We start from the raw sequence: 26,813 nt of genomic DNA on the forward strand, positions 1-26,813 counted from the left end.
GGGAGGACGACATGCAATACGGAATGCGTTTCCGGCGGGCAGACGCCGCCGACAAGGCGAACAGCCGGTTCTGGCACGAGATCGAGGGCATGCCTCTCGACGACGTGCGCCGCATCCAGGAAGAGCGGTTGCGCGCGCAGATGGCCTATCTCAAGACGAACTCGACCTTCTATCAGGAGAAGTTCGCCGAGGCCGGTGTGGAGTTCGACGATATTCGCACCATCGAAGACCTGCAAAAGCTGCCCTATACCTACAAGACCGAGATCCGCGAAAGCCTGGCTGCCGAACCGCCCTTCGGCAAGCACCGCGCCGCGCCGATGGCGGACATTATCCAGATGCAGGCTTCGTCGGGCACCACCGGCAGCCCGTCCTATGTTGCCCTTACCGAATCCGACGCCGAGATGTGGCACGAGATGACGGCGCGCTGCTTTTTCGCCAATGGCGTGCGCCCCGGCGACATGGTGTTGCACGCGTTTTCGCTGGCCAAGGGCTTTGTCGGCGGCATCCCCGTGATGCAGGGATTGCAGTACATGGGCACAATCGATGTGCCGGTGGGCGCGGATGGCGGTGCGGAACGGCTGCTGCGCGCTTGCGCCGACACGCGTCCGCGCTGCATCGTCGGCGCACCGAATTTCGTTCTGCACCTGGCTGAAAAAGCACCAGAGGTGCTGGGCTGCAAAGCCAGTGAACTGGGGGTGGAACAGGTGGTTGTCGGCGGAGAACCCGGCGGTGGCATCCCGGCAATTCGCGCCAAGATCGAAGCGGCCTGGGGTGCGAAATGCACCGAAATGCTGGGCGGCACCGATCTGGGTGTGACCTATTGGGCCGAATGCGACACCCAGTCGGGAATGCATATGGTCAACATGGACTACATCATCACCGAATTGCTCGACCCCGAAAGCGGCAAGATCATTCCGTGGGAGAAGGGTGCACAGGGCGAGATGATCTATACCGCGATCGGCCGACAAGCGAGTCCGCTGGTGCGGTTCCGGTCAGGGGACTATATCGAGATCCTCGACACCGAATGCTCCTGCGGGCGCACCGGTCCCAAAATCCGTTGTACCGGCCGAACCGACGACATGCTGATCGTGCGCGGAGCCAATGTGTTCCCCTCAGCCATCAACAGCGTGGTCGCCGAGATGGTGCCGGACACCAACGGCGTCATGCGTATCGTGGCCGATTTCGAAGGTCATACCACGCAGGGCGCGCTGAAGGTGATCGTCGAACGCGGTCCGGGTCGCGATCCGGCCGATGACGCCGCCCTCAAGCAAAAGATCGAACAGCGCTTGCGCGACTCTCTCGTGTTCAAGGCCGACGTTCACCTGGTGGCGGCTGACACTTTTGAAAAACCCGGCGCCGCCAAGGTTGCCTTTGTTCTGAGAGAATTCACCGACCTGCCATGACAAGAATTAAATCCCTACTCGACACCGGGTCCGACGACTTCCGGGAAAACGACGCGCAGTATCGCGAAAAGGTCGATGAGCTGCATACCCTTCGGCTTCTGCAACGCATTGGCGGTCCCGAAAAGGCACGGGACCGACACGTGAAGAAGGGCAAGATCCTGCCGCGGGAACGGATCGAGCGGCTGATCGACCCGGGCTCGCCCTTTCTGGAAATCGGGGAACTCGCCGGGCTGAACAAATACGACGGCGTGCCGCCGGGAGCAGGTATCATCACCGGTATCGGCGTGATCGAGGGCCGCCAGTGCATGATCATCGCCAATGATGCAACCGTGAAGGGCGGCACCTATTTTGGCATGACATCCCGCAAGCACGTACGTGCCCAGAAAATCGCCTGGAAAAACCGTCTTCCAGTAATCACGCTGGTCGATTCCGGCGGTGCTTTCCTGCCGGATCAGGAAAACATTTTCCCCGATGAGGGGCAGTTCGGATCGATCTTTCACCAGCAGATCGGCATGTCCGGTGACGGGGTGCCGCAGATCGCTGTCGTCATGGGGCCTTGCACTGCGGGTGGTGCCTATATTCCCGCGCTCTGCGATGAGGTGGTGATCGTGCGTGGCCAGGGCTTCATGTATCTGGGCGGGCCGGAACTGACCTTTGCTGCCACCGGCGAGAAGGTGGATGCCGAAACGCTGGGCGGCGGCAAGATGCATTCGTCCGTCTCCGGCGTGACCGACCACTTGGCCGAGGACGACGCCCACGCGTTGGCCATCACGCGCGAGATCGTCAGCCATCTGGGCGAAAAGCCCCTGCCCCGCAAGACGCCCAAGACGCCGCGCGCGCCTGCCTATCCGGTCGAGGAAATCTACGGCATCGTCAGCCGCGACCCCAAGGTCCCGACCGACAACCGCGAGATCGTCGCACGGCTGATGGATGACAGCGATTTTCACGAGTTCAAGCCGCTTTACGGCGACACCATCATGACCGGCTGGGGCCGAATCCATGGCCACGAGGTCGGCATCCTGGCCAATACCGGCGTACTGTTCGTCGAAGCCGCGCTGAAGGCTACGCATTTCATCAATCTCTGCGTCCAGCGCGATATCCCGCTGCTGTTCCTCGCGGATGTGAACGGCTTCATGGTCGGCCGCGAGGTCGAGCAAATGGGCATTGCCAAGGCGGGCGCCAAGATGATCACGGCCATGTCTTCGGCCCGGGTGCCAAAGTTCACCATCATCACCGGCGGCTCTTACGGGGCGGGATACCTGGCAATGCTGGGCCGCCCGTTCCAGCCGGACGCAATGTTCGCCTGGCCAACAGGACGGTCCGCGATCATGGGGCCGGAACAGGCCGCCAGCGTGCTGGCTCAGGTCCGCGCGCAGATCAACGAACGCGAAGGCAGAAGCTGGACCCCCGAGGAGGAGGAGGCCTTCAAGGCACCGATCCGCAAGGAATACGAAGATTTTCAGGGAGCCTATAATTTTGCTTCCAACCTTTGGATCGACAGCGTGATCGAGCCCTGTGAGACCCGTGACGTCATGGCGCTGATGCTGGATGTGACATCGCGCAGACCCAAGGCCGAGACCAACTTCGGCGTGTTCAGGATGTGAGGAGCGAATCATGAAAATCAAAACGCTTCTCATCGCCAATCGCGGCGAAATTGCCTGCCGGATCGCGCGTACCGCGCGGGCCAGCGGCATTACCCCTGTTGGCGTGCATTCCGAGGCCGACGCCAATGCCCTGCACGTCCGCGAGATCGGGCAATCGGTCTGCATCGGTGCCGGACCAGCGTCCGAGAGCTATCTGAAAATCGACGCGGTGATTGCCGCCGCGCAATCGGTGGGCGCGGATGCGATTCATCCCGGTTACGGCTTTCTGGCCGAAAACCCCGATTTTGCCCGCGCGGTCGAAGCCGCCGGCATGATCTTCATGGGGCCGACGCCGAAAACGCTGGAACGTTTCGGCGACAAGGCCAGCGCCAAAGAGGCCGCCGTGGCGGCCAGCGTCCCGGTGATTTCGGGCGCCGAAGGTGCGCGGTCCGATCCCGAGCAGATTGCCGAGGAGGTGCGCCAAATGGGCCTGCCGGTGCTGCTCAAGGCTGTCGGCGGCGGTGGTGGGCGAGGGCAACGGCTCGTCACCGACGAAACCACGCTGGTCGAGGACATCGAAGGCGCGCTGCGCGAAGCAAAATCCACCTTCGGTTCCGAAGGGCTGCTGTTGGAGCGTTTCCTGCCCGAGGCGCGCCATGTCGAAGTGCAGATCGCAGGTGACGGCAAGGGCCATGTGGTGCACCTGTTCGAACGCGATTGCACGCTTCAGCGCCGTCACCAGAAGGTCATCGAGGAAGCCCCGGCCTGGGGATTGCCGCGCACGCTTCTGGACGACATCGCGCGCGACGCGGTGCGCCTCGGTGAAACGCTGGACTATCGCGGGCTGGGCACGGTCGAATTTCTGGTCGCGGGGGACGAATATTTCTTTCTTGAGGTGAACCCGCGCATTCAGGTGGAACATCCCGTCACCGAGGCGATCACCGGGTTGGACCTTGTGGCGCTTCACCTGCGCATTGCCGAAGGCGCGGGCCTTGGCCTGGTGCAGGACGATCTGACGATCAACGGCCACGCGGTCGAGGCGCGGCTTTACGCCGAAGATCCGGCGATGCAATTCGCCCCGTCGACGGGTACGCTCACCACGCTCAGCCTGCCATCGGGCCTGCGTATCGACAGCGGCGCCGAGGAAGGCGATGCCGTCACGCCCTACTACGACCCGATGATCGCCAAGCTGATCGTGCACGCGCCCGACCGGGAAACCGCATTGGCACGTCTGGCCACGGCGCTTGATCATGTCGCGGTCGAAGGTGTCGAAACCAATCGCGCCTTTTTGACGGCGCTGGCGCGAAACCATGAATTCGAACGGATGCAGGTGCATACCCGCTGGATCGACGGCAGGCTGGATGAGCTGACACAGGCAACCGCCCTGACCCGCCCCGATCTGTGGAAAGCAACCGCTGCCATTCTCTTCGTGACCCAGTCGCGCAGCGACACAAACGCCAATCCCTGGACCAACCGTGATGCCTTTACCGGCTGGCGGCTTGGACTGGGCGGCGATGCGATGGAAGCGGGGCAGCGCGTGACGCTTACCGATTCTGACGAGGTATCCGAGGAATTGCGCGTCAGTCCTGTCAAACCGGGTGCCAGATACACCGTCTATTCGGAAAACGGCGAGGCGCTGACACTGTCGGCACGCGAAATCACGCCGGGCCGTTGGCGCCTGAACGAGGGCGACACTGTCCACCTGATCGAGGCACGTCTGCACGCCGGCGTGATCGAACTGGACACGCCCGAAGGCCGCCTGGTCTTCCGCCCCGCCGCGCCCCTTGCCTTTGCCGGCGGCGATGCCGCGGCGGATCGCGCCGTGACCTCTCCGCTGACCGGCATGATTGTCGAAATCAAGGTCTCCGATGGTCAGAGCGTGGCCGAAGGCGACGTGGTTGCGGTCATGGAGTCCATGAAACTCGAAATCTCGATCCGGGCGGCCGCGGCCGGGATCGCCAGCCACATATCCGTCTCGAATGGAGACATGGTCGACCGCGGCCAGGTCATCGCCGAGATTCTGCCATCCGAGGAGTGATGAAATGAACGACTTTCCCAAATTCGTAGAATTTCGTGAAGAAGGCCCGCGCGAGGGTTTTCAGATCGAAAAGAAGATTTATCCGGTCGAAGAGCGGATCGAACTGATCGACATGCTTAGCGAAACCGGTCTGAAGCGCATTCAGGTCGGAAGTTTCGTCAGCCCGAAATACGTACCGCAAATGGCCGACACCGGCGAGTTGTTCCAGCGTATCAAGCGCAAGCCGGGCGTGAATTACACATCGCTGTGGCTGAACGACAAAGGGTTTCGCAAGGCCCTGACCGCGCATGAGGTCGATATCGACCCGCGTCTGCTGTTCTATCCCTCCGAAGCATTCGCAAAGTCGAACAACAATTGTTCCTCGGCGGAGATGCGGGAGAAACAACGCGACTGGGTCCGTCTTTACAAGGAAGAGGGATATACCGTCGACGCGGCCTATGTGATGACCGCCTTCGGCTGCAACTTCGAAGGCCCCATCCCGCAAGAGCGCATCTTGGACGATTTCCGCTTTATCCTCCAACTGTGCGAGGAAGAGGACATCCCCGTGCCGATCCTTGTGATCGCCGACACCATGGGTTGGGGAAACCCCGAGGCGGTCAAACGGATGATCGGCGCGCTGCGCGAAATGGCGCCCGAGGCGCGCATCGGTATGCACATCCATGATACGCGTGGGCTGGGGATCGCCAACGTTTATGCGGCCCTGTCGATGGGCGTGGACATGTTCGAAAGCTCCGTCGCCGGTCTTGGCGGCTGTCCTTTTGCGGGCCACGGCCACGCGCGCGCTGCAGGAAATGTCTGCACCGAGGATGCAGTGTTCCTTTGTCACGAGCTCGGCATCGAAACCGGCATTGATCTGGACAAGCTGATCGCAGCGGCGGTCAAGGCAGAAGAGATCATCGGTGTGCCGCTCATGGGCCGGGTCATGCACACCGGCGGGTTGGACAAATACCGCAAGGCAAGCTGAGGGAGCAAGAAGATGACAAAAGCACTTGACGGAAAGGTCGTTCTGGTCACCGGGGCCGGCGGTGGGATCGGGCGCGACATCGCCTTGATGGCAGCCGCAGAAGGCGCTGCCGTTGTGGTCAACGATCTGGGCGCGTCCCTGAAAGGCACCGGTCAGACAGAAACTGCGGCGCAGAAAGTCGTCGAAGAGATCAGGGCCGCTGGGGGCGATGCCATTGCCGATGGCGGCTCTGTCATCGATCCCGATGCCGCGCGCGCGATGATCGAAGCCGGGGTCAAGGAATTCGGTCGCATCGACGCGGTGGTGAACAACGCCGGCATTCTGCGCGACGGGTTCTTCCACAAAATGACCTACGAGGATTTCGACGCGGTTGTGAAGGTCCATCTCTACGGTGCGTTCAACACCAGCCGCGCGGCGGCCGATTATTTCCGCGAACAAGAGGGCGGTGCTCTGGTGCACATGACCTCGACCTCGGGGCTGATTGGCAATCTGGCGCAGGCGAATTATTCGGCGGCAAAGCTGGGCATCGCGGCCTTCTCGAAATCGGTCGCGCTCGACCTGAAACGCTGGAATGTGCGGTCAAACTGCATCGCGCCCTTCGCCTGGAGCCGGATGATCTCGTCTATCAAGACAGACACCCCGGAACAGGTGGCACGGGTCGAAAAGATCAAGGAAATGACACCGGCCAAAGTCGCTCCAATGGCCTGTTTCCTGATGAGCGACCGCGCGGCCGACGTGTCCGGACAGATCTTTGCGGTTCGCAAGAACGAAATCTTCCTGTTCAACCAGCCCCGCCCGGTGCGGTCGGTTCATTCCGGTGATGGCTGGACCGCCGACGAAATCGCCGAGCGCGCCATTCCTGCGCTCAAATCGCAATTCACACCGCTCGAAGTTTCGGCGGATGTCTTTTCGTGGGATCCGGTCTAATGGGAAAACGCAAAGAAAAAATAAGCTCCAATATTGCCTGGAGCACCTCTGACAAGATCAGCGTGCGTGGCCTCGACCTGCCGAACGAGATACTGGGGCACATGAACCTCGGCGATCTGGCGTTTCTGCAGTTGACGGGCCGCAAAGCCACGCCCGAGGAGAGCCGCGTGTTCAACGCCATCGTCATCACGCTCGTGGAACATGGTATCACGCCGTCCGCCCTGGCCGCGCGCATGACCTATATGGGCGCGCCGGAATCGCTTCAGGCCGCAGTCGCGGCGGGGCTCTGTGGGTTGGGCACGGTGTTCGTCGGCTCGATGGAAGGCGCCTCAAAGATGCTGTACGAGGCGCTGCCGCAGGACAAGCTGGGCACCGGCGCAGATCTGGATGCTATCGCCGCTGAAACGGTCGAAAAATTCCGCGCCCGCAAGGCGATCGTGCCGGGGCTGGGCCATCCGGTGCACAAGCCGGTCGATCCCCGCGCGCCGCGGCTTTTCCAGATTGCGGCCGAGAACGGCATGTCCGGCGAATATGTTGCGCTGATCCAGAAAATTCAGGCCGTGGCCGAAGATAAGTCAGGCAAGATGCTGCCGATCAACGCCACTGGTGCGATCGGCGCGATCTGCTGCGAATTCGGCTTCCCCTGGAAGATCGTGCGCGGCTTTGGCGTCATGGCGCGCGCGATCGGGCTGGTCGGTCATATCCTTGAAGAGAGCGAAAACCCGATTTCCTATGAGCTGTGGCAGCGCGCCGAGCAGGAAATTCTTGAAACATCAGGACCGGGACCGAAGTAACCAATGCAAACGTCAGCCCCAGACACTTACACCGATTTGCGCGACGCCTTGCGCGCACTTTGTGCGCAGTTTCCGCCAGAATATCATCGTAAGTTCGGCGAAAACGAAACCTACCCCGAGGAGTTTGTCGATGCGCTGACCCGCGAGGGCTGGCTTGCGGCCATGATTCCCGAGGAATACGGCGGCTCGGGCCTGGGCTTGACCGAGGCTTCGATCATCATGGAAGAGGTCAACCGCTGCGGCGGAAACGCGGGCCATTGCCATGGGCAGATGTATAACATGGGCACGCTTCTGCGACACGGTTCAGATGAGCAAAAGCAGAAATACCTGCCCAGTATTGCCAGCGGCGAGTTGCGCCTACAATCCATGGCCGTGACCGAACCGACAACCGGGACCGACACCACCAAACTGAAGACCACCGCGGTCAAGAAGGGTGACCGGTATGAGATCAACGGCCAGAAGGTCTGGATCAGCCGCATCCAGCATTCTGACTTGATGATCCTGCTGGCACGCACCACGTCTCTGAACGAGGTCAAGAAAAAGTCGCAGGGCCTGTCGATCTTTATGGTCAATCTGAAAGAGGCAATCGGCAACGGGATGGAGGTCCGCCCCATCGCCAATATGCCCGGCCACGAAACCAATGAAGTGTTTTTCGACAACCTCGAAATCCCCGCTGAAAACCTGATCGGGACCGAAGGGCGCGGGTTTTACCATATTCTTGACGGGCTTAACGCCGAACGGACCCTGATCGCGGCGGAATGTATCGGTGATGGATACTGGTTCGTTGACAAGGCCCGCGCCTATGCCGGCGACCGCGTGGTCTTCGACCGTCCCATCGGCCAGAATCAGGGCGTGCAGTTCCCTATCGCAAGGGCCTATGTGAACGTCGAGGCCGCCAATCTGATGCGCTTTGAGGCCTGCAGACGTTTCGATGCCGGGCTGGATTGCGGGGCGCAGGCGAACATGGCCAAGCTCTTGGCCTCCGAGGCCAGCTGGGAGGCGGCCAATGCCTGTATCCAGACCCATGGCGGCTTCGGTTTCGCGCGGGAATACGATGTCGAGCGCAAGTTCCGCGAGGCCCGACTGTATCAGGTGGCCCCGATCTCGACCAACCTGATCCTGTCCTATGTCGGCGAGCATATCCTCGGCATGCCGCGATCCTTCTGAGGCCGCGACCATGAGTGAGGTCGACCTAGACGCGCTGGCGCCCTGGCTGGGACGCACCGAAACCAGTGAAGATGTTCTGACGCAGGGATTGATCGACAAATTCCGTGCCACGTTCGGCCCGCACCTTTGGGGCGGAGCGGGGGATGTCCCGCTGGGAATTCATTGGTGTATTGCCCTTGATACCGTGCCAGCTGCCGCCCTGTCAGAAGATGGCCATGCCGCAAGGGGTGGATTTCTGCCCCCGGTACCGCTGCCCGCCCGCATGTGGGCCGGCGGCGATGTTACACATATCGCGCCGGTGACGATCGGCGAAACCTTCACCCGACGCTCGTCGATCGGGGATATAACGGCCAAGCAGGGCCGCAGCGGAGCGTTGGTCTTTGTGACCATCGAACACGAGTATTTCAGCGGCAACCGGCTTTGTATCCGGGAACAGCAGTCGATTGTCTTTCGTAAGATCACCGCGCCCCGCCCGGTGAAGAGCGCACCCGACGCGGGCGACCCCGCCACGCTCAGATCGAGCCTGACTCCGGATCCCGTGCTGCTGTTTCGCTATTCGGCGCTGACGTTCAATGCCCATCGCATCCACTATGACCACATCTACGCGACCGAATCCGAAGCCTATCCCGGGCTCGTTGTGCATGGCCCTTTACAGGCAACGCTGCTTCTGAACCTGGCGGCGGATGCGTTGAATACGTCGCCCCACCGGTTTTCTTTCCGCGGACTCGCACCGCTGACCTTGCCCTGCGAATTGCAATTGCACAATGAAGGGACCGAAACCTCCGGGACAGTCTGGTGTCAGGATCAAAACGGTCTTCGAAGCTTCTCCGCAGAATACGCGGCTGTCTGATCGGTTTTCTTCGGTAGCGAATTCAGTTGTTGACCAACTTTTCTAACACCTGTTAGGTTGCGCGGGGAGACTTGGTAAATAGACTAGGTGTTTGATCCCACGGTTTGATGGTGCGATCCTTTCTCAGGAATGGAAGGAAGCATTATGGGCCAAGTTCGCCATGGAAGCGCCACGACCACGCACGCCGTCAGAGCTGCAATACAACGATCGCAAGCTTCGCTCGCGACGCTGAGCCGGGATCTTGGTATTAACCCGAAGACGGTTGCGAAATGGCGAAAGCGCCAGGCGGTTGAGGATCTCAAGACCGGGCCGAAGGAGCCACGCTCCACGACCCTGACCGAGGCTGAGGAGGCGACCGTCGTCGCTTTCCGGCGGCACACGCTGCTACCGCTGGACGACTGCCTCTATGCCCTGCAGCCATCGATCCCGCACCTGACACGCTCGGCGCTGCATCGGTGCCTACAGCGCCACGGTATCTCTCGACTGCCTGACGTGGGAGGCGACAAGCCGAAGCGGCAGAAGTTCAAACGCTACCCCATCGGCTTCTTCCATATCGATATTGCCGAAGTGCAGACTGCTGAGGGCAAACTGTTTCTGTTCGTTGGCATCGACCGCACAAGCAAGTTCGCCGTGACCCAGCTCGTCGACAAGGCGGACAGGAAGACGGCCTGGGAGTTCCTACAGCACATGCTTGAAGCAATGCCCTATCAGGTCCACACCATTCTCACCGACAACGGCATTCAGTTCGCCGAGCAGCCGCGGAATCGCAACACTATCTATTCCCGGCCCATGCGCTGTCAGGCGACATGGAAAACTGACCCCCTGACGACATGAGGAACTGACCCCCTTTGTCGGAAGGAGGTCACATGACGGAAGCAATATCGCAGGGTTCTTCGCGGGAACGAGTTTCGTGGAGGATCGAGATGCGGACGCCCGAAGAGGTGTCGGCGATGCTGGCACTGAAGGCGCGTGGGTGGGGTTCGAAGCGCATCGCGACGGAACTCGGCTGCTCGCGGAACACTGTGAAGCGATGGCTGGCTGCGGGAGGCTGGCGCGCGCCGTCTCCGGTGGGACGGGCGAAGGCGCTCGACGGGCTGGAGGATTGGGTGGCGGAGCGCTTTCGGCAGCACGCCGGGAACGCGGATGTCGTGCGCCAGGAGCTGGCTGCGGAGAAGGGCATCACGGTCAGCCTGCGGACCGTGGAGCGGGCGGTCGCGCCGTTGCGGCAGGAGCTGCGGGCGGAAGCGCGGGCCACGGTCCGATTCGAGACCCGTCCCGGCCAGCAGTTGCAGATCGACTTCGGCGAGCGTCGGGTAGAGATCGGCGACACGAAGGTGAAGGTGTTTTTCTTCGTGGCCACCCTCGGCTACTCCCGGCGCCTGCATGTGCGCGCCTTCCCGGGCGAACGGCAGGAGCACTGGTTCGAGGGCATGGAAGGCGCCTTCCGCCGCTTCGGCGGTGTGCCGGAGGAAGTGCTTCTCGACAACGCCCGCGCCCTGATCTCCCATCATGATCCGGCGACGCGGGAGGTGACGATCAATCCCCGGCTCCACGCTTTTGCCCACCACTGGGGCTTCCGGGTCCGGGCCTGCGCGCCTTACCGGGCGCGCACGAAGGGCAAGGACGAGCGCGGCGTGGGCTACGTGAAGCGCAATGCCATCGCCGGACGCAGGTTCGAGAGCTTCGCCGCGCTTGAAGCGCACCTGGAGGCCTGGATCAGGGAGGTTGCGGATGTGCGCACCCACGGCACGACCGGAGAGCCGCCCTGCCTGCGCTTCTCCCGGGACGAGGCTCACCGGCTCAAGCCTATCGACGGCCTCCCGGCCTTCCTGACCAGTCGCGACCTCGTCCGCCGGGTCTCGTCGGACTGCGCGGTCGAGGTCGACGGCAACGCCTACTCGGTGCCCTGGCGGCTGATCGGAGAGCGGGTCAGCGTGGCGGTCACCGGCACGGAGCTGCGCGTCAGCCATGCCGGCCGGGAGGTCGCGTGCCATCGGTTGAGACTCGGGCGCCGGGCCCGCATCGTGGACAGGACCCACTTCGAAGGCATCACGGGCAGCCCGCTGGCCCGCGCCGAAGGGCAAGCCGAGCCCGAGCCCGCGCCCTTATCGCCGGAGCTGCTGCGGCCCCTCAGCGAATACGAAGCCGTGGCGGGAGGAGCCTGGTGATGGCCTTCGAGACCCCTGACCATCTCGAGCGGATGCTGACACGGCTCAAGCTGACCGCGATCCGCGACCAACTCGACGGGCTCCTCGACGAGGCCGGGCGTGGTGAGCTGACGATCCGAGAGGCTCTGACGCTGTTCTGCGAGAGGGAGATTGCCCGCAAGGATCAGCGGCGGATCGAGATGAGCTTCGGCCTGGCCCGCTTCCCCTTCGTGCGGGATCTCTCCGGCTTCGACTTCGAGGCCCAGCCTTCGGTCGACAAGGGACAGGTCCGCGACCTGGCCACTGGGCGCTTCATCGCGAACGGCGAGGCCGTGCTGCTGCTGGGCCCTCCCGGGGTTGGCAAGACCCACCTCGCTGTCGCAATCGGCCGGGAGGTGATCGTGGCGGGCTATACCGTGCTCTTCGTTCCGGCCATGACGCTGGTCGCCACCCTGGCCAAGGCTCATGCCGAGGGGAGGCTGGAGGAGAAGCTGGCGCACTTCGCCAAGCCGAAGCTGCTCATCGTCGACGAACTCGGCTATCTGCCCTTCGAGCCGGACGCAGCGCATCTGTTCTTCCAGCTGGTCAGCCGTCGCTACGAGCGTGGTGCGCTCCTCGTTACCTCGAACAGGGCCATCGGCGAATGGGGCAGCGTCTTCGGCGACGCGGTCGTCGCCACCGCGATCCTCGATCGGATGCTCCACCACAGCCACGTCATCACCATCCGGGGCGAAAGCTACCGGTTGCGCGAGAAGCGCCGGAGCGGCCTTTTGCAAAAGGCCGCTCCGGCGCACCCAACCATCAACACATCAAAAAGCGAGGGGGTCAGTTCTTAGTGTCGCCAGGGGGTCAGTCCCTGATGTCGCTGGACATGCGCTTCGACATGATCTGCGAGGCCAACGGTATCGAGCACCGCCTCACAAAGCCAAACCACCCTTGGACGAATGGACAGGTCGAGCGGATGAACCGCACCATCAAGGACGCAACGGTCAAACGCTTCCATTACGATGATCACGGCCAGCTCCGCACCCACCTGGCAGACTTCATGGCAGCCTACAATTTCGCCCGCCGGCTCAAGACCCTCGGCGGCCTCACGCCCTATGAATACATCTGCAAGATCTGGACATCTGAGCCAGACAGATTCATCCTAAATCCGATCCACCAGATGCCGGGACTGAACACCTAGACGACGGTATTTCCATGGTCATCGTCGACCGTGACACTGGCGGATACGAAAGCCGCGAATTGCGCAAGATGGGGCTTGTCGGTGCTTCGACCTGCGAATTGTTTTTCGACCGCGCGGAAACTACCGCCGAGCATGTTCTGGGTAATGCGGGCGGAGGCCTGTTCCAGACTTTGAAGCTGTTTGAAAGCGCTCGCGTGTTTGTCGGCCTGACGAGCATTGGCATTGCCCAGGCGGCACTGGAATGCGCCGTCAAATATGCGCAGGATCGCGAACAGCATGGCAAGCCGATCGGCGGGCACCAGTTGATCCAGGGCTACCTGGCCGACATGGCCACGCACCTGGATGCAGCGCGCCTGTTGTGTCAGCGCGGGCTGCAACTTTTAGACCTGGGCGTGCGCTGCGACACCCAGACCTCGATGGCGAAATGGTATGCGACGGAAATGGCTGTCGAAATCGCCGGCAAGGCCGTGCAGATACACGGCGGCAACGGCATCACCAAAGAGTTTCCAGTCGAACGGCACTTTCGCAATGCCAAGGTCATGCCGATCCCGGACGGGACCACCGAGATTCAGAAGCTGGTCATGGGCCGGAACCTGACCGGGTTGAACGCGTTCTGACTCTTGAAATGACTTGGGAGCGGCCAGGATGCCCTGGCCGCTCCCAAGTCATTTGGAACGCTTTCCGGTTTCAGCCGATCTCAGCCGTCTTTTTGGTTGATGATCAGATCTGCATTCTCGGCCAGTTCCGCAACAATGCTCACCTCGTCTGCGCGGATTCGTGCATGCAGTTTGAAGGCCTCGGAGGCGGCCTTTTCGGCGGCGGCCGTGTCGGCACCCTCATCCAGCACAAGCGAAAGCCGGATCATGTCGCGGTCGTTCTCTCGCGTCACAACCGCCTGTGCAGCCCTGGCGCCGGGCGTCGCGATCACGACTTCCTCGATCACGCGAGGATAAACGAAAATCTCGCGCACCTTCACCGCTGCGCCCACCCGGCCCTGCAGGGCGGACAGGCGGCTGACGCTGCCATCCGCGTTGCTTTCCAGCGCAAGGGCGCTGTCGCCGGTTCCGAACCGGATCATCGGCCAACCTGCGTCGCGCGCGGTCACGACGACCTCGCCCGGCTCGCCCTGCGGCAGCTGTTCGCCGCTGACCGGATCGCAGATCTGCACCACGCGGTCGGGATGAACCACATAGCCTTCACCGCCATCCTCATAGGCGACAAGGCCCAGATCGGCGGTTGCATAGGCGGCCCAGGTGGACACCCCATAATCGGCCTCGATCCGGTGGCGCGTGGCCATCCAGTCGCCCATCTCGCCACCCAGAAATGCGGTTTTCACCTTCCAGGCGTCGCGGCCATAGGTTTCGATCACCTTGTCCGCCAGCGTCAGGAAAAACGCGGTCGAAGCGCAGATCGAAGTCACGCCGGTTTCGACGATGATCTGTGCTTGAAGCTCGGTATTGCCGACGCCGCCGGGTATCACCGTGGCCCCAGCGGACTGTGCCGCTTCGTCGAACAGCAAGCCTGCCGGCACGAGGTGGTACATCCAGGTGTTCAGAATGATATCCCCCGGTCCCACTTCGGCCGCCTTGAACAGCAGGTCAATGCCGTGGCCGCCACCGCCCGAAAGTGCCGGTTCGAAAATCGGGCCGGGGGATACGTAGATCCGCCCGATATCCTTCAGATCCGATGCGAGGAACCCGCCGAAGGGCGGGTTGTCACGCTGGATCTTCAGAAGCTCTTCCTTCTTCATCACTGGAAGACGCGAGAGGTCCGCCACCGATGTGACGGCTGCCGGATCAAATCCGGCAGCCGTAAATCGCGATTTCAGGCCAGGAGCCATTTCGGCCGCAGCGGCATAGGCTTGCGCTATATCTTGGTAGATATCTTCAGACATTTTTATGCCTCCTCGTCCAATCAGGCGTTAAAGCGGGCAGTCCTTGCGGAAGTTCGGCGCGCGCTTCTCCCGGTGTGACAGAACGCCTTCCTTGACGTCTTCACCCATGAAACCGAGCATCTCCAGCGCGGTCGACGCATCGAAGATCGGGCCAGCCTGGCGCAACCAGTTGTTCAGCGAATACTTGGTCCAGCGGATTGCGCTTTGCGAGCCGTTGGCCAGCTCGACGGCCGTGTCCAAAGCGATTTGTTGCAATTCGTCATCTTCGACGCACATGGAAACCAGTCCGATGCGCTCGGCCTCTTCGCCAGACACTGGCTTGCAAGTCATCAGGTAGTATTTCGCCTTGGCCATCGAGGTCAGCAACGGCCAGATGATTGCGGCCACGTCGCCTGCAGCGACGCCCAGACGCGGGTGGCCATCGACGATCTTGGCCCGTTTGCCGGCGATCGAGATGTCGGCGAGAATGCCCACGACAAGCCCCGCGCCCGCTGCCGGACCGTTGATCGCGGAAATAATCGGCTTGTTGCAGTTGATGATATTGTAGACGAGGTCCTTGGCCTCTTTCCACGTCTTCATGATCTCGTTCGAATTGCCGATCATGCTCTCGATCAGGCTGAAATCCCCCCCGGCGGAAAACGCTTTTCCCGCGCCGGTCACGATGACCGCGTTGATGTCAGGGTCGCGGTCGATGTCGATCCACATGTCCGTCATCTGGGTATGGGTTTCCGCGTCCACGGAATTAAAGGACTCAGGGCGGTCAAAAGTGATGCGCAGGACGCGATCCGCCGGGTAGTCAAATTTCAGTTTGTCGTACTTTGCATAGCGCTCCGACATAGTTCTTTTCCTCCGTAGGGTGTGGGTATGAGTATGGGTTCAGCCAGGCAATCCGAGGACGGCGTTGGACAGAATGTTTCGTTGGATTTCGTTCGACCCACCGTAGATCGTGGTCGGCCTGGCCTTATAAAAGCTCGCAAGGACATCGACACTTACGTTGCCGACCTGAAGCGGCCCGATGGTGCCGCCGTCAGGGCCGGCAGCTTCGATCATAAGCTCGGTAATGCGCTGAAAGCACTCAGTCACCCAGATTTTGAGCATCGAGACATCCGCGCCGAGCGTTTCACCTCGCTTGAGCTGATCGGCAAAACGGGCGTATAGCGCGGCGTGATCTTCAACATCGAGTGCGGCTTGGGCAAAGCGGTCGCGGAACACCGGATCATCGAAAGCGCCACGGCCCCGGGCAAAGCTTTCAAGCTGACCCAGAGCGTTCTGGGCCAGGCTTGGCGAGCCGATGAAGATGCGCTCGAAACTCAGAAGCGCCTTGGCCATCGTCCAGCCCTTGTTCAACTCGCCCACGAGGTTTTCGCGGGGTGTACGGGCATTGTCGAAGAAAACCTCGCAAAATTCCGTTTCCCCCGAAAGCGTGGTGATCGTGCGCACCTCGACACCGGGTTGATCCATCGGCGCCAGGACAAAGCTGATACCCTGTTGTTTCTTGGGCGCATCCGGATCGGTGCGGACCAGCATGAAGATGTGCGTGGCGTCATGCGCCATCGTGGTCCAGATCTTCTGTCCGTTTATGACAAAGTCGTCGCCGTCAATCTTTGCGCGCGTGCGCAGGTTTGCCAGATCGGACCCGGCACCGGGTTCCGAATACCCCTGGCACCAGATGTCTTCGCAACTGAGGATTCGCGGCAGCCAATAGTCTTTTTGTTCCTGGGTGCCGAACTTGATGATCAGAGGGCCGACCATCTGCACGCCCATATCGCGCCCGCGGTTCACGCCCCAGCGTTGCTGCTCTTCGTAGAAGATCAGCAGCTTGGCCGCATCCAGCCCCATGCCGCCGTATTCCGCGGGCCAGGCCGGCGCGACCCAGCCCTTGGCGTGCAGCTTGCGGTGCCAATGTTCGATCTCGGCGAATTTGGGACGATGCGGCAGGTGGCGCAGCTCCTCGGGATATTCCGCCTCGAAGAACTGGCGCACTTCTTTGCGGAAGTCCGCATCGCTCATTGCGTTCCAGTCGGTCATTGTGCTGCCCCCTCTGCTTCGCGCGCATCGAACCAAATCCGCCTGTGATAGGCGTCGTCGCCCAACCAGGCCGACAGCACCAGCGCCCGATTCAGGTAGAGCCCGATATCGAACTCATCGGTGTACCCGACCGCGCCGTGCAACTGGATCGCATCACGGGTAATTCTTTTGGCGGCCGTAACCGCACGCGCCTTGGCACGGCTGGCAAGCTGTGCCCGAACCTTCGGATCGGTTTCACGGTCCATCAGCGCCAGAACTTCGCGGACGCCCGCCTGTGCAACCTCGCACATCACGTTGAGGTCGACAGCACGATGCTGGATGACCTGGAATGACCCGATCGGCTTGTCAAACTGCTCGCGCGTCTTGATGTACTCGAGCGTAATCTCGAAGGCGCACTCGCTCAGACCGACAAGCTCGGCCGCGGCAAGCGCCGTTGCGTCGGCGACAGCCTCGGCAAGCGCAGCCTGAACCGCGTCGCCGCTGGCCAGTTCCGCGGCCGGTGTTCCTGAAAACGAAAGCTCGCCCAGGGAACTGCCGTCGGCCTGCGCCCGCTTGTCGATGACAACCCCGTCCGCGGTGCACTCGGCCAAGACTAGAACCGGTCCACCATCTTGTTCGGCCACGACGAGGAACCCTTGCGATCCGGTCGCACCGACCACCCAAGCCTTGTTTCCGGTTAGCCGCCCGTCCGCGTATCGGCAGGTCGCATCGGCGGGCGCCCCGCCCGGGCCGCGTTCCTGCCAGGCAACCGCCAGTGAAACCTCGCCGCCGATGAGCTGCGCCATCTTCGGATGTTCCGGGCAAAGGCGGCGCAGAAGGCCGAGACTCAGACCGATCGTCAACACGACCGGTTCCGGTGCAATCACGCGGCCTACCTCCTCGGCGATGACGCCCCCGGCGGCCAGGCCCATGCCAAGCCCGCCTTGATCTTCGGGCACCGCCACGCTGAAAACGCCGGCCTCGGCCAGTTCCCGGACCATCTTCGGGTCGAAACTGCCCCCGGCATCACGGAGTTTTCTGGCGCGTCCACTTCCGCCCGCCCGCTCAAACAGCGTACGCGCGCTCTCCCGCAACAGGCGAAGGTCTTCTTGTTCGCTGGAAAGGATATCAGTCTGTGTCATTTTGTTTTCCGCTGGATCATCACGGGGGTGTCGGTCGAAAAAACGACCTCGCCCTCGGGGTTTTTGGCGCTGAGCGTATAGTGCAAAACACCTCTGTCGGGCTTGCTTCTTGAAGGCGTGACCGCGTTGACCGTCAGTTCGATATCAAGGGGTTCATCCGGGCGCACCGGCCGCAGCCAGCGCAGATTGTCAAAGCCCATGCCACCGATATTGGCAACATCGACCATCATTTCGGTCATGACGGGCTTGAATGCCTCCAGCATCGTCTGAAAGCCCGAGGCAATCAGGCTGCCGTGAATGGTGGCCGCATAGGCTTCGTCGGTGTGGAGCCGCTGCGGATCCCATTCCTCGGCAAATGCCTTTATCGAGTCTGCGCTCATCGGGGCACTGCGAAAGTGATAGACTTGACCCGGCGCGAAATCCTCCAGATACTTCAAGAAGCACCCTCCTTTGCGAAACCGGAATCATATCCGCTTGCATCCTTGGAGATCCGTACGCGGTTGAATTCTTCCAGCTTCGGATAGGTTTCCTTGAAATTTGTCAGGAACTCCTCCATCGGCGCATCGAAATAGAGCCCGCGGTCGTTCACATATTCCATGTGGCGCTGGTCCTGTTCGTCGAATTCATGAAACAGGGCGTCGTGATAGCCGTCAAAGACCAGAGGCTTGACCCCGAACCTTTTGCACAGATCCATGTTGAAGGCAGGCGTGACCTTGTAGGGCTCTCCATCCAGCCACAACTGAACGTAGCCGTGATAGATGAAAAGATCGGTGCCCATCAGCTCCTGCAGCTTGGGTGTGTTCAGGTGGTTGCGCACATCCGCAAACCCCAGAGCGGCGGGAATACCGACGGCCCGCAAACAGGCTGCCAGAAGAATTGCCTTGGGAACGCAAAACGCCGCTTCCTCCCCGGCGATCTTGCTTGCACGGTAAGAGTCCTCATCCAGCGCGAATGTGTAGGGATCATACCGGATGTCATCGCGGACCGCTTCGAACAGGCGGATCGCCTTGTCCCGCTTGGACGCATCCGGCGAGAGATCGCGCAAGGCCGCTGTCACAAACCCCTGCACTTCCAGGCTGTCGCTTTCGACATAATGCGATGGCATGACATAGCGTTCGGCTTCTGTCGGCAGGTCGTCATTGGCCTTGGCCATCGTGCATCTCCTCTTTTCTAACATCTGTTAGAATAGTGATTCACCACCAGCACGTCAACGGGATTTAATCTGTATCCGGCGCGCCCAGCCCGTAACGCGCATTGTCTTCTCCCAAGGCGGCCGCAACTCCGACCGAGTTGGCCGGAGACCGGAACTCCGGCGCAATCGGTAGCGGCAATGCGGGCGCATTCTGGCCGGATATGCTCAGGGTTCGCCCAAAAACGTCACGCGCTTTGAAATGCGGGTCACGCGACGCCTCGGCGGGCGTTTTTACGACCGAACAGCAACAATCGGCCGCCGCCAGCAAAGGCTCCCAATGGGTCGAGGGCTGTTTCCCCAGACGACGCGCAACTTCCGCAGCACAGGAATCAGGCTCGGACCAGTCATCGCGAAGCGCCGACGGCAAACCGATGACATCGCAGAACGACTGCCAGAACTTTTCTTCCAACGCGCCAACGGCGATCTGACGCCCGTCCGCAGCCGTATAAAGCCGATACCGGGCCAGGCCGCCCGTCAGGCGGCTGCCGCCGCTTTCGATGTTTTGCCCGGCGATCACACCTTCGGCATGGGCCCAATAGGCAAAGGTGAACGCCCCCTCGGACATGGCGATATCCAGATGCGTCCCCTGCCCGCTTGCCTGCCGCGCAATCAGGGCCAGCAGGATATTCATCACCGCCGGATAGGTTCCGCCTCCGATATCGGCGACCAGCCCGAACGGTGCCGTTGGTTGGTCATCCGGTCCGCGGCTCAGCGACAGGATACCCGCATCACCGACGTAGTTAAGGTCGTGGCCAGCGGCGCTGGCCTTTGGTCCGGTCTGGCCATAGCCGGTAATCGAACAGTAGATGAGACCCGGATTGATCTCGCGCACGGTATCGTATCCCAGGCCGAGCCGGTCCATCACACCGGGGCGGAACTGCTCTACCAGAACGTCGGCCTTTTCGAGCAAAGGGCGCAGAACATCCATTGCGTCTTTTGACTTGAGGTCGATGGCCACCGATCGCTTGCCGTGGTTCAACACAGCAAAGCCGATGCTCTCTCCTTCGATCATGGGTTCCGTGTGGCGCGCGTCCTCACCGACCCCGGGCCGTTCGAACTTGACAACTTCGGCACCGGCCTCGGAAAGCATGAGCGTTGCCATCGGGCCGGGAAGCAGGGTGCTGAAATCCAGCACGAGAATATCCTTGAGCGGTTGAGTCATCTTCTGTTCCTCACGCGAAGCGCGCGGCGCCATTGTTCAGAACAACGACGTCGCGTGCCGGGACCGACGCGCGAAACCGGGCCTCGCCGTCCTCTTCCCAGATTTCGAACCGCACGGTTTCACCGGGATAGACCGGGGCGGAAAACCGCACGTCCAGCCCGACAAGCCGGGCTGCGTCATAATCGAGCAGCGACTTGAGGATCGCCCGAGCCGCCAGCCCGTAGGTTGCCAGACCATGCAGGATCGGGCGATCGAACCCAACCGAACGGGCGACATCCGGGTCAGCGTGAAGCGGATTGAAATCGCCGCTGAGGCGATAAATGAGCGCCTGACGTGGCAGGGTTTCGATTTCACAGACGTGATCGGGCGCGCGGTCAGGCAGCGTTGCCGGTGCCGGGCCCGCCTTGTTTTCACCGCCAAAGCCGCCATCGCCGCGACAGAAGGCCGACATCGCCACGCGCGCCAGCTTTTCACCGCTGTCCGCGTCGATAATATCGCGGCTTTGGTAGATGACGGCACCCTTGCCCTCGCCCTTGTCGGAGATGAAGTCGATCTTGCTGCGGCCGACAATCCGGCCATGGGTTGGCAGCGGCTTGTAGATATCCAGCCACTGTTCACCATGTAGCACTTGCTGCCAGTTCACACCGGTCTTGGGATCGCGCAGCCAGAAGCCGGGGTACCCCATAGTGACCGCCATCGATGGAGCCGTCTTGAGCCCGTCCTCATAGACATAGGCCAGTTCCTTTTTGTCGGTGGGATTCTCGCCGAACCCAAGGCCGAGCGCATACAGGATGGTATCCCGCTCGGTCAGCGTCTGTTCGATCTCTTCGAAGTCCCAGTTCGACAGCGCGTCGAAATCCAATGGCATGATCTTTCCTCCCTTGTTCGTTCTTAGAGGGTGTTTTGCGACCCCAAGATTGCCGTGACCTGACTGGACAGCACACCGCCGTTGCCATGCGCCAGCGCCAGATCGACACCGTTCAACTGAATGCCGGGGGCATCGCCACGGATCTGGCGCGCTGCCTCGATCACGGTGAATATGCCGTACATGCCGGGATGCACGCAGGACAGACCCCCACCATTCGTGTTCACCGGCAAGACACCGCCAGGCGCGATGCGCCCGCCTTCGACGAAGGCCCCGCCTTCGCCCTTGGCGCAGAACCCCAGATCTTCAAGAAACAGGATGGTATTGATGGTGAAGGCATCATAAAGCTCGACCGCCTGGATGTCCGCAGCGGTCACTCCGGCCGCCGCAAAGGCGCGCGCGCCTGAGTCGCGGGCTGCAGTCACGGTGAAATCCTTCATCTGCGAAATCTGCCGGTGCGAACTTTCCGCCGCGCTGCCCAAAACGTAAACCGGGGCCTTCGGGAAGTCTCGCGCGCGTTCGGCGCGAACCATCACGATCGCACCGCCGCCGTCGGTGACAAGACAACAATCGCGCACGGTCAATGGATCGCCTACCATGCGCGCACCTAACACGTCCTCGCGGGTCAGCGGGCCGCGCTCGAACGCTTCGGGGTTGTGCTGCGCCCAGGCCCGCGCGGCAACGGCCACGTCGGCCAGCTGTTCGCGGGTGGTGCCATATTCATGCATGTGCCGCGCCGCGGCCATCGCATATGCGGAGATCGGATAGCGCGGATTGTACGGCGCCTCATAGGCCGGCGGGCGCGAGGCGGTCACCAGCCTGCCCGACGCGGTGCGCTGATTGGAGCCATAAACAATCAGGGCGACATCACACAGACCGGCATCAAGCGTCATGGTCGCAGACGTCAGATAATTCACGAAGGACGATCCGCCCGACATCGTGCCATCAATGAAACGCGGCTGAATGCCCAGATACTCTGCCGCCATAAGCGCCGGCATACTGTCTTCCATCATGGTGCAGAACAGCCCGTCCACGTCGGACAGTTTCAGCCCGGCATCGCCAAGCGCTGCAAGTGCGGACTGCGCCATGACATCATATGCCGTCAGACCATGGGCCTCGCCGAAACCGGCATGACCGGTTCCCACGATGGCGGATTTTCCCCGAAGTTCAGCGGTCATATTTTATCCCTCCGACGGCTTGAAAAGCACGGCCGGAGCGCCCTCGGCCTCGCCCACGAAAGCGGTTACAGCCATGTCGATGGCGACCTCACCCGGAGCAATGCCCTCGACCCGGCTCATCATCCGGACGCCCTCGTCCAGTTCGACAACGCACACGTTGTAGTCGCCCCCTCGTTCTGGCTTTCGGCGCACGACGGTTGTGGTGTGGACCCGTCCCTTGCCGGTAGCCTGCTTCCACGAAATCGCAGTGCCATGACAATGGGGACACAGGACTCGCGGGAAAAAATGATAGGCCCCGCAGTCTTCGCACTTTGGCAGCAGGATCTCTCCTTTTGTCAGCGCGCCCTGGAAAATATGGTCTGGTCCTTTGGCGTCCGGCACCGGCGTCCTCCTTCAAGTAATCCAGTCTCTGGTTAAGCGTATTGATAATGTTTCTAACAAATGTTAGATTTAGTCAAGCCCATAGGATCACTTGAGAGAACGCCATGTCTGGTTCAAATTCAGCCCCTCTTTCCGGTAAGCTCATCATCGCGCTCGAACAGGCGGTGGCGGCGCCCTTTTGCTCTTCGCGGCTTGCCGATGCCGGTGCGCGGGTGATCAAGGTCGAACGCAAGGGCACAGGCGATTTCGCCCGCGCCTACGATACCGCCGCCAATGGTGAAAGCGCCTATTTCACATGGCTGAACCGAGGCAAAGAATCGGTCGCCCTGGACATTAAAGCCGCCGAGGACCGGGAAATCCTGCTCAGGATGCTGGAAAACGCGGATGTGTTCATTCAAAATCTCTTGCCGGGCGCCCTGGCAAAGCTGGGTCTGGATTCGACGACCTTGCGAGAGAAGTTCCCGCGGCTTGTGACCTGCGACATCACCGGATACGGCGAAGACGGCCCGATGCGCAACGCCAAGGCTTATGACCTTCTGGTGCAATGCGAAAGCGGCTTGGCATCGGTGACCGGCACGCCGGACCGGCCGGGGCGGGTTGGCGTGTCGGTCTGCGACATCGCCACGGGCATGACAGCCCATGCCGGGATATGCGAAGCGCTGATCGGGCGTGATCGCACCGGCAAAGGCAGCGGCGTTTCGGTGGCCATGTTCGACGTGATGGCCGACTGGATGTCGGTTCCGCTGCTCTATCACGACTATCTTGGCAAACCGACGCCCCGCGTCGGTCTGAACCACACGGTGATCTGTCCCTACGGCGCCTATGAGTGCAAGGACGGCCAGCTTGTCGTCATTACCGTGCAACACAGCGGCGAATGGCAACGGTTCTGTGAGCACATACTGGGCGATGAAACTCTGGCAACCGACCCCCGGTTTCATGACAACATGGCGCGCCTCGAAAACAAGCCCGCGCTCGAAGCGCTCATCAAGGCCGTGTTCTCCTCTCATGACCGCGCCGAGATGCTGAAGCGGCTTGACGCTGCGGGCATTGCCTCCGGGGCCGTGAACGACGTGGCGACCCTGTCCGATCACCCTCAGCTTGACCGGTCCGTGATTGGCACACCCTCCGGCGGGATCAAGGTCCCGACACCCCCGATCCGGCGCAGCGTCGGCGAAACGACACTGGGCCCCTGCCCGGCCTTCGATGCGGAAGGCAAAGCCATTCGCGCCGAGTTCGGCACTCGTTCATGAAAAAGGGTGGGTAACTAAATGACAGCTGCGCAGAAACCCGCGATCCTGGAAGGCGTGAAGATCGTGGATCTGACTTCGGTCGTTTTCGGACCTTTGGCCACGCAAATGCTGGGCGATCTGGGGGCCGATGTGATCAAGGTAGAAGGCCCCGAGGGAGATCTTTTGCGCCAGGTCCAGCCGTCCCGCAACAAGCTGATGGGGGCCGCCTTTCTGGGGACCAACCGCAACAAGCGCAGCGTTGTGCTCGACCTGAAGACGCAAACCGGTCGGGATCGATTGCGCAAGCTGCTTATCGATGCCGACGTGATGATTTCAAGCATACGGCCTGCGGCGCTAGCCAGATTATCTCTCGATCCCGAAACCCTACGCCAGGAAAATCCGAACCTGATCACGGTATCTGCCACTGGATTCGGGCAGGACGGACCCTATGCCGCCCGACCCGCGTTCGACGATGCCGTCCAGTCGGTTTCCGGGTTGGCTAGCCTGGCAACATTGCGCGATCCCGAAGCGCCGCCCGCATATGCCCCTACGATTCTCGCCGACAAGCTTGGCGGCGTGACGGCCGCCTATGCCGTGATGGGAGCCCTGTTCCACCGAGAGCGTACGGGAGAAGCCCAGCATGTCGAGGTGCCGATGTTTGAGACGCTGGCCGCCTTCCTGCTGGCCGAACATCTGGATGGTGCCACCTTCGAAGAGACCCCGCAGGATTTCGGATATGCCCGGATGCTGGTTCCGCATAGGCGTCCGGTTAAGACGGCAGATGGATATATCACAATTCTGCCCTACACCAACATACAATGGGCGCGGTTCTTCAAGGCGGTCGGGCGCGATGACATGATCGACCACGTCTGGGTCACTGACATGGACAACCGCAGCCGCAACATCGGCGCTGTATACGATATGGTGGCGCAGATTGCGCTGACCCGGACAACGGATGACTGGCTTGCCCTGATGGAGCAGGCCGACATCCCCGCCATGCCGGTGAATAACCTATCGGATTTGCCCAGCGACCCCCATCTTGCCGCGACCGGGTTCTTTCAGCAGATTGATCACCCATCCGAAGGTGCGATCTGGACGACACGCCCACCGATCCGGTTCTCGGCGACGCCGGCGCGACATGACCACCGCCCTGCCCCCCGGCTGGGGGAACACGACGACGAGATATTCGGGGAAGAGACATTCGGGCCGGGTGAGGAATAGCCCCTCCCGGTTCCGGGCGGATCAATCTGCTGCGCGACAAACAGGATGAGCCTCAGCGTCAATCAGGATGAGACGTTGCGGCGGGTGTGTGTCGAAGGGAGGGCGTAGCCCGACCGGAGGCACACACCCGCCGCTGCGCCCGATTTTGGGGTCTGTGATCGCGGCTAGCCCGCTACGCTGGTGGTTTTCAGGACTGGAGAACCACCTTTGTGCCGGGTTGCCATGTAACCGATCATCAGACGAGGCTTTTCATGAAGCTGAGACAAGACCACCCCATCGAGACCGCCGCCGCGAAGGCGGGAATGAGCCGGGCAACCGCCTATCGGATCGTGCAGGATCCCCGGCTCCCGTCGCAGAAGACGCCGAGCAGAGAGCGGCGGCGTCCCGATCCGCTGGAACACATATTCGACTCGGAAGTCGTGCCGATGTTGCGGGCCAGCCCCGGGCTGCGCCCGGTGGCCATTTACGAGGAGATGCTGCGAGGCCGTGGCCGCATCAAGCTCGCCCGCTTCCAGCCGTGCGATCCCGTCATTGACGAAACTGCGCAGCAATTCGGCCTTGGTCTTGCATTCCGCCAGCTTGAACCTTGTGTTCTGGAAATCCATGATCCGGCTGCCGAACGCCTTGCGGTCCTGCACGTATTTCACGGTTTCATCGATGGCAAAGTCAATGAAGCCTAGCGCGGTAACGCCAATCATCAGCCGCTCCCACGGCAGTTGCTTCATTAGCTGATAGAACCCCTGCCCCTCTTCCGAGCCAAGCAGGTTTGCCGTCGGCACGCGCACATCCTCAAAGAACAGCTCGGCAGTATCCGACCCCTTCATGCCCAACTTCTTCAGGTTTCGTCCCCTACGAAAGCCTTCGGCGTCCTCGGTTTCCAGAACGATCAGCGAAACGCCCTTGGCGCCAGCGTTACGGTCGGTCTTTGCCACGACAACAACTAGATCGGCTGTATGTCCGTTGGTGATGAAGATCTTCGAGCCGTTGATCTTGTAGTGGTTGCCATCCTTTTCCGCATGGGTCTGGACGTTCTGGAGGTCAGAGCCCGTTCCCGGTTCGGTCATCGCGATGGCGGCGACATGATGACCACTAACCAATTTCGGCAACCACTTTTTCTTCTGTTCCTCACTGCCATATGCGTTGAGATGTTTGGAGCCATTTCGGCATCAAAAAGCTTGCGTGTGCTATCCGCGAACATCTTGTGTTCATCCATCACCCAACTAGGGCCTTCTGTGGTTGCCGCCCGTAGTGCAAGAATTTTTTGACCCTATTGGCGAGTGATCGAGTGCGGTCTTCTGTAAGGCCTCGAGATGCGGCACTTCCAAAAGCCGCGGGCCGGGATGGTGATCAGCGGATCAGGTCCAAATCTGTTGAGCGAGCTCTGAGCTCGTAGGCCCTAACTGGTTTTCCCAATCCAGATCTATTCGATCGTTTTGCCCATTCAGGTCGTCGTCTTCTTACACTCCCCTTGGCACCGTCGCTA

General features: G+C 61.3%; 23 protein-coding genes and 4 pseudogenes. 16 read left to right on the plus strand and 11 right to left on the minus strand.

What is annotated here, in order from left to right; genetic code table 11:
- Positions 1 to 11: 11 nt before the first annotated feature.
- From A3722_RS20865 to A3722_RS20925, 13 genes and pseudogenes are all read left to right on the plus strand, one after another.
- Positions 12 to 1,403, plus strand: a complete 1,392-nt coding sequence (locus A3722_RS20865) for a phenylacetate--CoA ligase family protein (RefSeq protein ID WP_067629674.1) — start codon at positions 12 to 14, stop codon at positions 1,401 to 1,403.
- Positions 1,400 to 3,007: an acyl-CoA carboxylase subunit beta gene (locus A3722_RS20870; protein ID WP_067629671.1), complete on the plus strand. Its 1,608-nt coding sequence runs from the start codon at positions 1,400 to 1,402 to the stop codon at positions 3,005 to 3,007. Before A3722_RS20865 ends, A3722_RS20870 begins: the two co-directional genes overlap by 4 nt.
- 10 nt (positions 3,008 to 3,017) lie before the next feature.
- Positions 3,018 to 5,024, plus strand: coding sequence for an acetyl/propionyl/methylcrotonyl-CoA carboxylase subunit alpha (locus A3722_RS20875; RefSeq protein WP_067629669.1), 2,007 nt, complete (start codon positions 3,018 to 3,020; stop codon positions 5,022 to 5,024).
- Between the two features lie 4 nt (positions 5,025 to 5,028).
- On the plus strand, positions 5,029 to 5,988 hold the full coding sequence (locus tag A3722_RS20880) for a hydroxymethylglutaryl-CoA lyase (protein WP_067629666.1): 960 nt from the start codon (positions 5,029 to 5,031) through the stop codon (positions 5,986 to 5,988).
- A gap of 12 nt (positions 5,989 to 6,000) precedes the next feature.
- The gene (locus A3722_RS20885; protein WP_067629663.1) at positions 6,001 to 6,915 is read left to right on the plus strand and encodes an SDR family NAD(P)-dependent oxidoreductase; all 915 of its coding nucleotides are present in this window, start codon (positions 6,001 to 6,003) and stop codon (positions 6,913 to 6,915) included.
- On the plus strand, positions 6,915 to 7,709 hold the full coding sequence (locus A3722_RS20890) for a citryl-CoA lyase (protein WP_067629660.1): 795 nt from the start codon (positions 6,915 to 6,917) through the stop codon (positions 7,707 to 7,709). The genes A3722_RS20885 and A3722_RS20890 overlap by 1 nt, the downstream gene beginning before the upstream one ends.
- A 3-nt stretch (positions 7,710 to 7,712) precedes the next feature.
- Positions 7,713 to 8,876 carry an acyl-CoA dehydrogenase family protein gene (locus tag A3722_RS20895; RefSeq protein ID WP_067630497.1) on the plus strand — a complete coding sequence of 388 codons (1,164 nt, stop codon included), beginning with the start codon at positions 7,713 to 7,715 and terminating at the stop codon, positions 8,874 to 8,876.
- 10 nt (positions 8,877 to 8,886) lie between these two features.
- Positions 8,887 to 9,726 (plus strand): FAS1-like dehydratase domain-containing protein, encoded by an 840-nt coding sequence (locus A3722_RS20900; protein WP_067630500.1) that lies wholly within the window; start codon positions 8,887 to 8,889, stop codon positions 9,724 to 9,726.
- Positions 9,727 to 9,870: 144 nt separating this feature from the next.
- A pseudogene (locus tag A3722_RS20905) lies at positions 9,871 to 10,497 on the plus strand (IS481 family transposase); the annotation flags it as partial.
- Positions 10,498 to 10,592: 95 nt separating this feature from the next.
- Entirely contained in the window at positions 10,593 to 11,894 is a 1,302-nt protein-coding gene (gene istA / locus A3722_RS20910; RefSeq protein WP_082849570.1) for an IS21 family transposase, read from the plus strand.
- Positions 11,894 to 12,709 (plus strand): IS21-like element helper ATPase IstB, encoded by an 816-nt coding sequence (istB, locus tag A3722_RS20915; RefSeq protein WP_067630506.1) that lies wholly within the window; start codon positions 11,894 to 11,896, stop codon positions 12,707 to 12,709. Before istA ends, istB begins: the two co-directional genes overlap by 1 nt.
- Before the next feature lie 41 nt (positions 12,710 to 12,750).
- Positions 12,751 to 13,059, plus strand: a pseudogene (locus A3722_RS20920) (integrase core domain-containing protein); the annotation flags it as partial.
- Between the two features lie 14 nt (positions 13,060 to 13,073).
- Positions 13,074 to 13,676 (plus strand): acyl-CoA dehydrogenase family protein, encoded by a 603-nt coding sequence (locus tag A3722_RS20925; protein WP_236627490.1) that lies wholly within the window; start codon positions 13,074 to 13,076, stop codon positions 13,674 to 13,676.
- Positions 13,677 to 13,756: 80 nt separating this feature from the next.
- On the opposite strand, the gene A3722_RS20930 is transcribed toward A3722_RS20925, so the two are convergent.
- The 10 genes from A3722_RS20930 to A3722_RS20975 all read right to left on the minus strand — a co-directional run bounded on the left by A3722_RS20930 (position 13,757) and on the right by A3722_RS20975 (position 22,880).
- Complete coding sequence (locus A3722_RS20930; RefSeq protein ID WP_236627491.1) at positions 13,757 to 14,953, minus strand: phenylacetate--CoA ligase family protein; 1,197 nt, start codon at positions 14,951 to 14,953, stop codon at positions 13,757 to 13,759.
- A 27-nt stretch (positions 14,954 to 14,980) separates the two neighbouring features.
- The gene (locus A3722_RS20935) at positions 14,981 to 15,790 is read right to left on the minus strand and encodes an enoyl-CoA hydratase/isomerase family protein (RefSeq protein WP_067630515.1); all 810 of its coding nucleotides are present in this window, start codon (positions 15,788 to 15,790) and stop codon (positions 14,981 to 14,983) included.
- Positions 15,791 to 15,829: 39 nt separating this feature from the next.
- A complete protein-coding gene (locus A3722_RS20940; protein WP_067630517.1) occupies positions 15,830 to 16,981 on the minus strand; it encodes an acyl-CoA dehydrogenase family protein in 1,152 nt (383 codons plus the stop codon).
- Positions 16,978 to 18,102: an acyl-CoA dehydrogenase family protein gene (locus A3722_RS20945; protein ID WP_067916418.1), complete on the minus strand. Its 1,125-nt coding sequence runs from the start codon at positions 18,100 to 18,102 to the stop codon at positions 16,978 to 16,980. The genes A3722_RS20940 and A3722_RS20945 overlap by 4 nt, the downstream gene beginning before the upstream one ends.
- Positions 18,099 to 18,539: a MaoC family dehydratase gene (locus A3722_RS20950; protein WP_067628093.1), complete on the minus strand. Its 441-nt coding sequence runs from the start codon at positions 18,537 to 18,539 to the stop codon at positions 18,099 to 18,101. The genes A3722_RS20945 and A3722_RS20950 overlap by 4 nt, the downstream gene beginning before the upstream one ends.
- Entirely contained in the window at positions 18,536 to 19,255 is a 720-nt protein-coding gene (locus A3722_RS20955; protein ID WP_067628096.1) for a transglutaminase-like domain-containing protein, read from the minus strand. Before A3722_RS20955 ends, A3722_RS20950 begins: the two co-directional genes overlap by 4 nt.
- A 64-nt stretch (positions 19,256 to 19,319) precedes the next feature.
- Positions 19,320 to 20,456 carry a CaiB/BaiF CoA transferase family protein gene (locus A3722_RS20960; RefSeq protein WP_067628102.1) on the minus strand — a complete coding sequence of 379 codons (1,137 nt, stop codon included), beginning with the start codon at positions 20,454 to 20,456 and terminating at the stop codon, positions 19,320 to 19,322.
- Positions 20,457 to 20,466: 10 nt separating this feature from the next.
- A complete protein-coding gene (locus tag A3722_RS20965) occupies positions 20,467 to 21,324 on the minus strand; it encodes a MaoC/PaaZ C-terminal domain-containing protein (RefSeq protein ID WP_201722089.1) in 858 nt (285 codons plus the stop codon).
- A 23-nt stretch (positions 21,325 to 21,347) separates the two neighbouring features.
- Complete coding sequence (locus tag A3722_RS20970; protein WP_067916420.1) at positions 21,348 to 22,499, minus strand: thiolase; 1,152 nt, start codon at positions 22,497 to 22,499, stop codon at positions 21,348 to 21,350.
- A 3-nt stretch (positions 22,500 to 22,502) separates the two neighbouring features.
- A complete protein-coding gene (locus tag A3722_RS20975; protein ID WP_067624578.1) occupies positions 22,503 to 22,880 on the minus strand; it encodes a Zn-ribbon domain-containing OB-fold protein in 378 nt (125 codons plus the stop codon).
- Positions 22,881 to 22,984: 104 nt separating this feature from the next.
- Between A3722_RS20975 and A3722_RS20980 the strand changes: the two genes are divergently transcribed.
- The 3 genes and pseudogenes from A3722_RS20980 to A3722_RS25010 form a co-directional block, all read left to right on the plus strand.
- Positions 22,985 to 24,130: a CaiB/BaiF CoA transferase family protein gene (locus A3722_RS20980; RefSeq protein WP_067624575.1), complete on the plus strand. Its 1,146-nt coding sequence runs from the start codon at positions 22,985 to 22,987 to the stop codon at positions 24,128 to 24,130.
- An 18-nt stretch (positions 24,131 to 24,148) separates the two neighbouring features.
- Entirely contained in the window at positions 24,149 to 25,330 is a 1,182-nt protein-coding gene (locus tag A3722_RS20985) for a CaiB/BaiF CoA transferase family protein (protein WP_067624573.1), read from the plus strand.
- A gap of 209 nt (positions 25,331 to 25,539) precedes the next feature.
- Positions 25,540 to 25,812, plus strand: a pseudogene (locus A3722_RS25010) (IS21 family transposase); the annotation flags it as partial.
- A 60-nt stretch (positions 25,813 to 25,872) separates the two neighbouring features.
- Here the strand turns inward: A3722_RS25010 and A3722_RS20990 are convergent.
- Positions 25,873 to 26,394: pseudogene (locus A3722_RS20990) on the minus strand (acyl-CoA dehydrogenase family protein); the annotation flags it as partial.
- Positions 26,395 to 26,813: the final 419 nt, after the last annotated feature.

The sequence above is a fragment of the Sulfitobacter sp. HI0027 genome, assembly GCF_001634775.1.
Taxonomy (GTDB): domain Bacteria; phylum Pseudomonadota; class Alphaproteobacteria; order Rhodobacterales; family Rhodobacteraceae; genus Sulfitobacter.

Excerpts from the sequence above, each read along its gene's own strand:
- A3722_RS20865 (WP_067629674.1), top strand. The coding sequence starts at position 12 with ATGCAATACGGAATGCGTTTCCGGCGGGCAGACGCCGCCGACAAGGCG.
- A3722_RS20870 (WP_067629671.1), top strand. The coding sequence starts at position 1,400 with ATGACAAGAATTAAATCCCTACTCGACACCGGGTCCGACGACTTCCGG.
- A3722_RS20875 (WP_067629669.1), top strand. The coding sequence starts at position 3,018 with ATGAAAATCAAAACGCTTCTCATCGCCAATCGCGGCGAAATTGCCTGC.
- A3722_RS20880 (WP_067629666.1), top strand. The coding sequence starts at position 5,029 with ATGAACGACTTTCCCAAATTCGTAGAATTTCGTGAAGAAGGCCCGCGC.
- A3722_RS20885 (WP_067629663.1), top strand. The coding sequence starts at position 6,001 with ATGACAAAAGCACTTGACGGAAAGGTCGTTCTGGTCACCGGGGCCGGC.
- A3722_RS20890 (WP_067629660.1), top strand. The coding sequence starts at position 6,915 with ATGGGAAAACGCAAAGAAAAAATAAGCTCCAATATTGCCTGGAGCACC.
- A3722_RS20895 (WP_067630497.1), top strand. The coding sequence starts at position 7,713 with ATGCAAACGTCAGCCCCAGACACTTACACCGATTTGCGCGACGCCTTG.
- A3722_RS20900 (WP_067630500.1), top strand. The coding sequence starts at position 8,887 with ATGAGTGAGGTCGACCTAGACGCGCTGGCGCCCTGGCTGGGACGCACC.
- istA (WP_082849570.1), top strand. The coding sequence starts at position 10,593 with ATGACGGAAGCAATATCGCAGGGTTCTTCGCGGGAACGAGTTTCGTGG.
- istB (WP_067630506.1), top strand. The coding sequence starts at position 11,894 with ATGGCCTTCGAGACCCCTGACCATCTCGAGCGGATGCTGACACGGCTC.
- A3722_RS20925 (WP_236627490.1), top strand. The coding sequence starts at position 13,074 with ATGGTCATCGTCGACCGTGACACTGGCGGATACGAAAGCCGCGAATTG.
- A3722_RS20930 (WP_236627491.1), bottom strand. The coding sequence starts at position 14,953 with ATGTCTGAAGATATCTACCAAGATATAGCGCAAGCCTATGCCGCTGCG.
- A3722_RS20935 (WP_067630515.1), bottom strand. The coding sequence starts at position 15,790 with ATGTCGGAGCGCTATGCAAAGTACGACAAACTGAAATTTGACTACCCG.
- A3722_RS20940 (WP_067630517.1), bottom strand. The coding sequence starts at position 16,981 with ATGACCGACTGGAACGCAATGAGCGATGCGGACTTCCGCAAAGAAGTG.
- A3722_RS20945 (WP_067916418.1), bottom strand. The coding sequence starts at position 18,102 with ATGACACAGACTGATATCCTTTCCAGCGAACAAGAAGACCTTCGCCTG.
- A3722_RS20955 (WP_067628096.1), bottom strand. The coding sequence starts at position 19,255 with ATGGCCAAGGCCAATGACGACCTGCCGACAGAAGCCGAACGCTATGTC.
- A3722_RS20960 (WP_067628102.1), bottom strand. The coding sequence starts at position 20,456 with ATGACTCAACCGCTCAAGGATATTCTCGTGCTGGATTTCAGCACCCTG.
- A3722_RS20965 (WP_201722089.1), bottom strand. The coding sequence starts at position 21,324 with ATGCCATTGGATTTCGACGCGCTGTCGAACTGGGACTTCGAAGAGATC.
- A3722_RS20970 (WP_067916420.1), bottom strand. The coding sequence starts at position 22,499 with ATGACCGCTGAACTTCGGGGAAAATCCGCCATCGTGGGAACCGGTCAT.
- A3722_RS20980 (WP_067624575.1), top strand. The coding sequence starts at position 22,985 with ATGTCTGGTTCAAATTCAGCCCCTCTTTCCGGTAAGCTCATCATCGCG.
- A3722_RS20985 (WP_067624573.1), top strand. The coding sequence starts at position 24,149 with ATGACAGCTGCGCAGAAACCCGCGATCCTGGAAGGCGTGAAGATCGTG.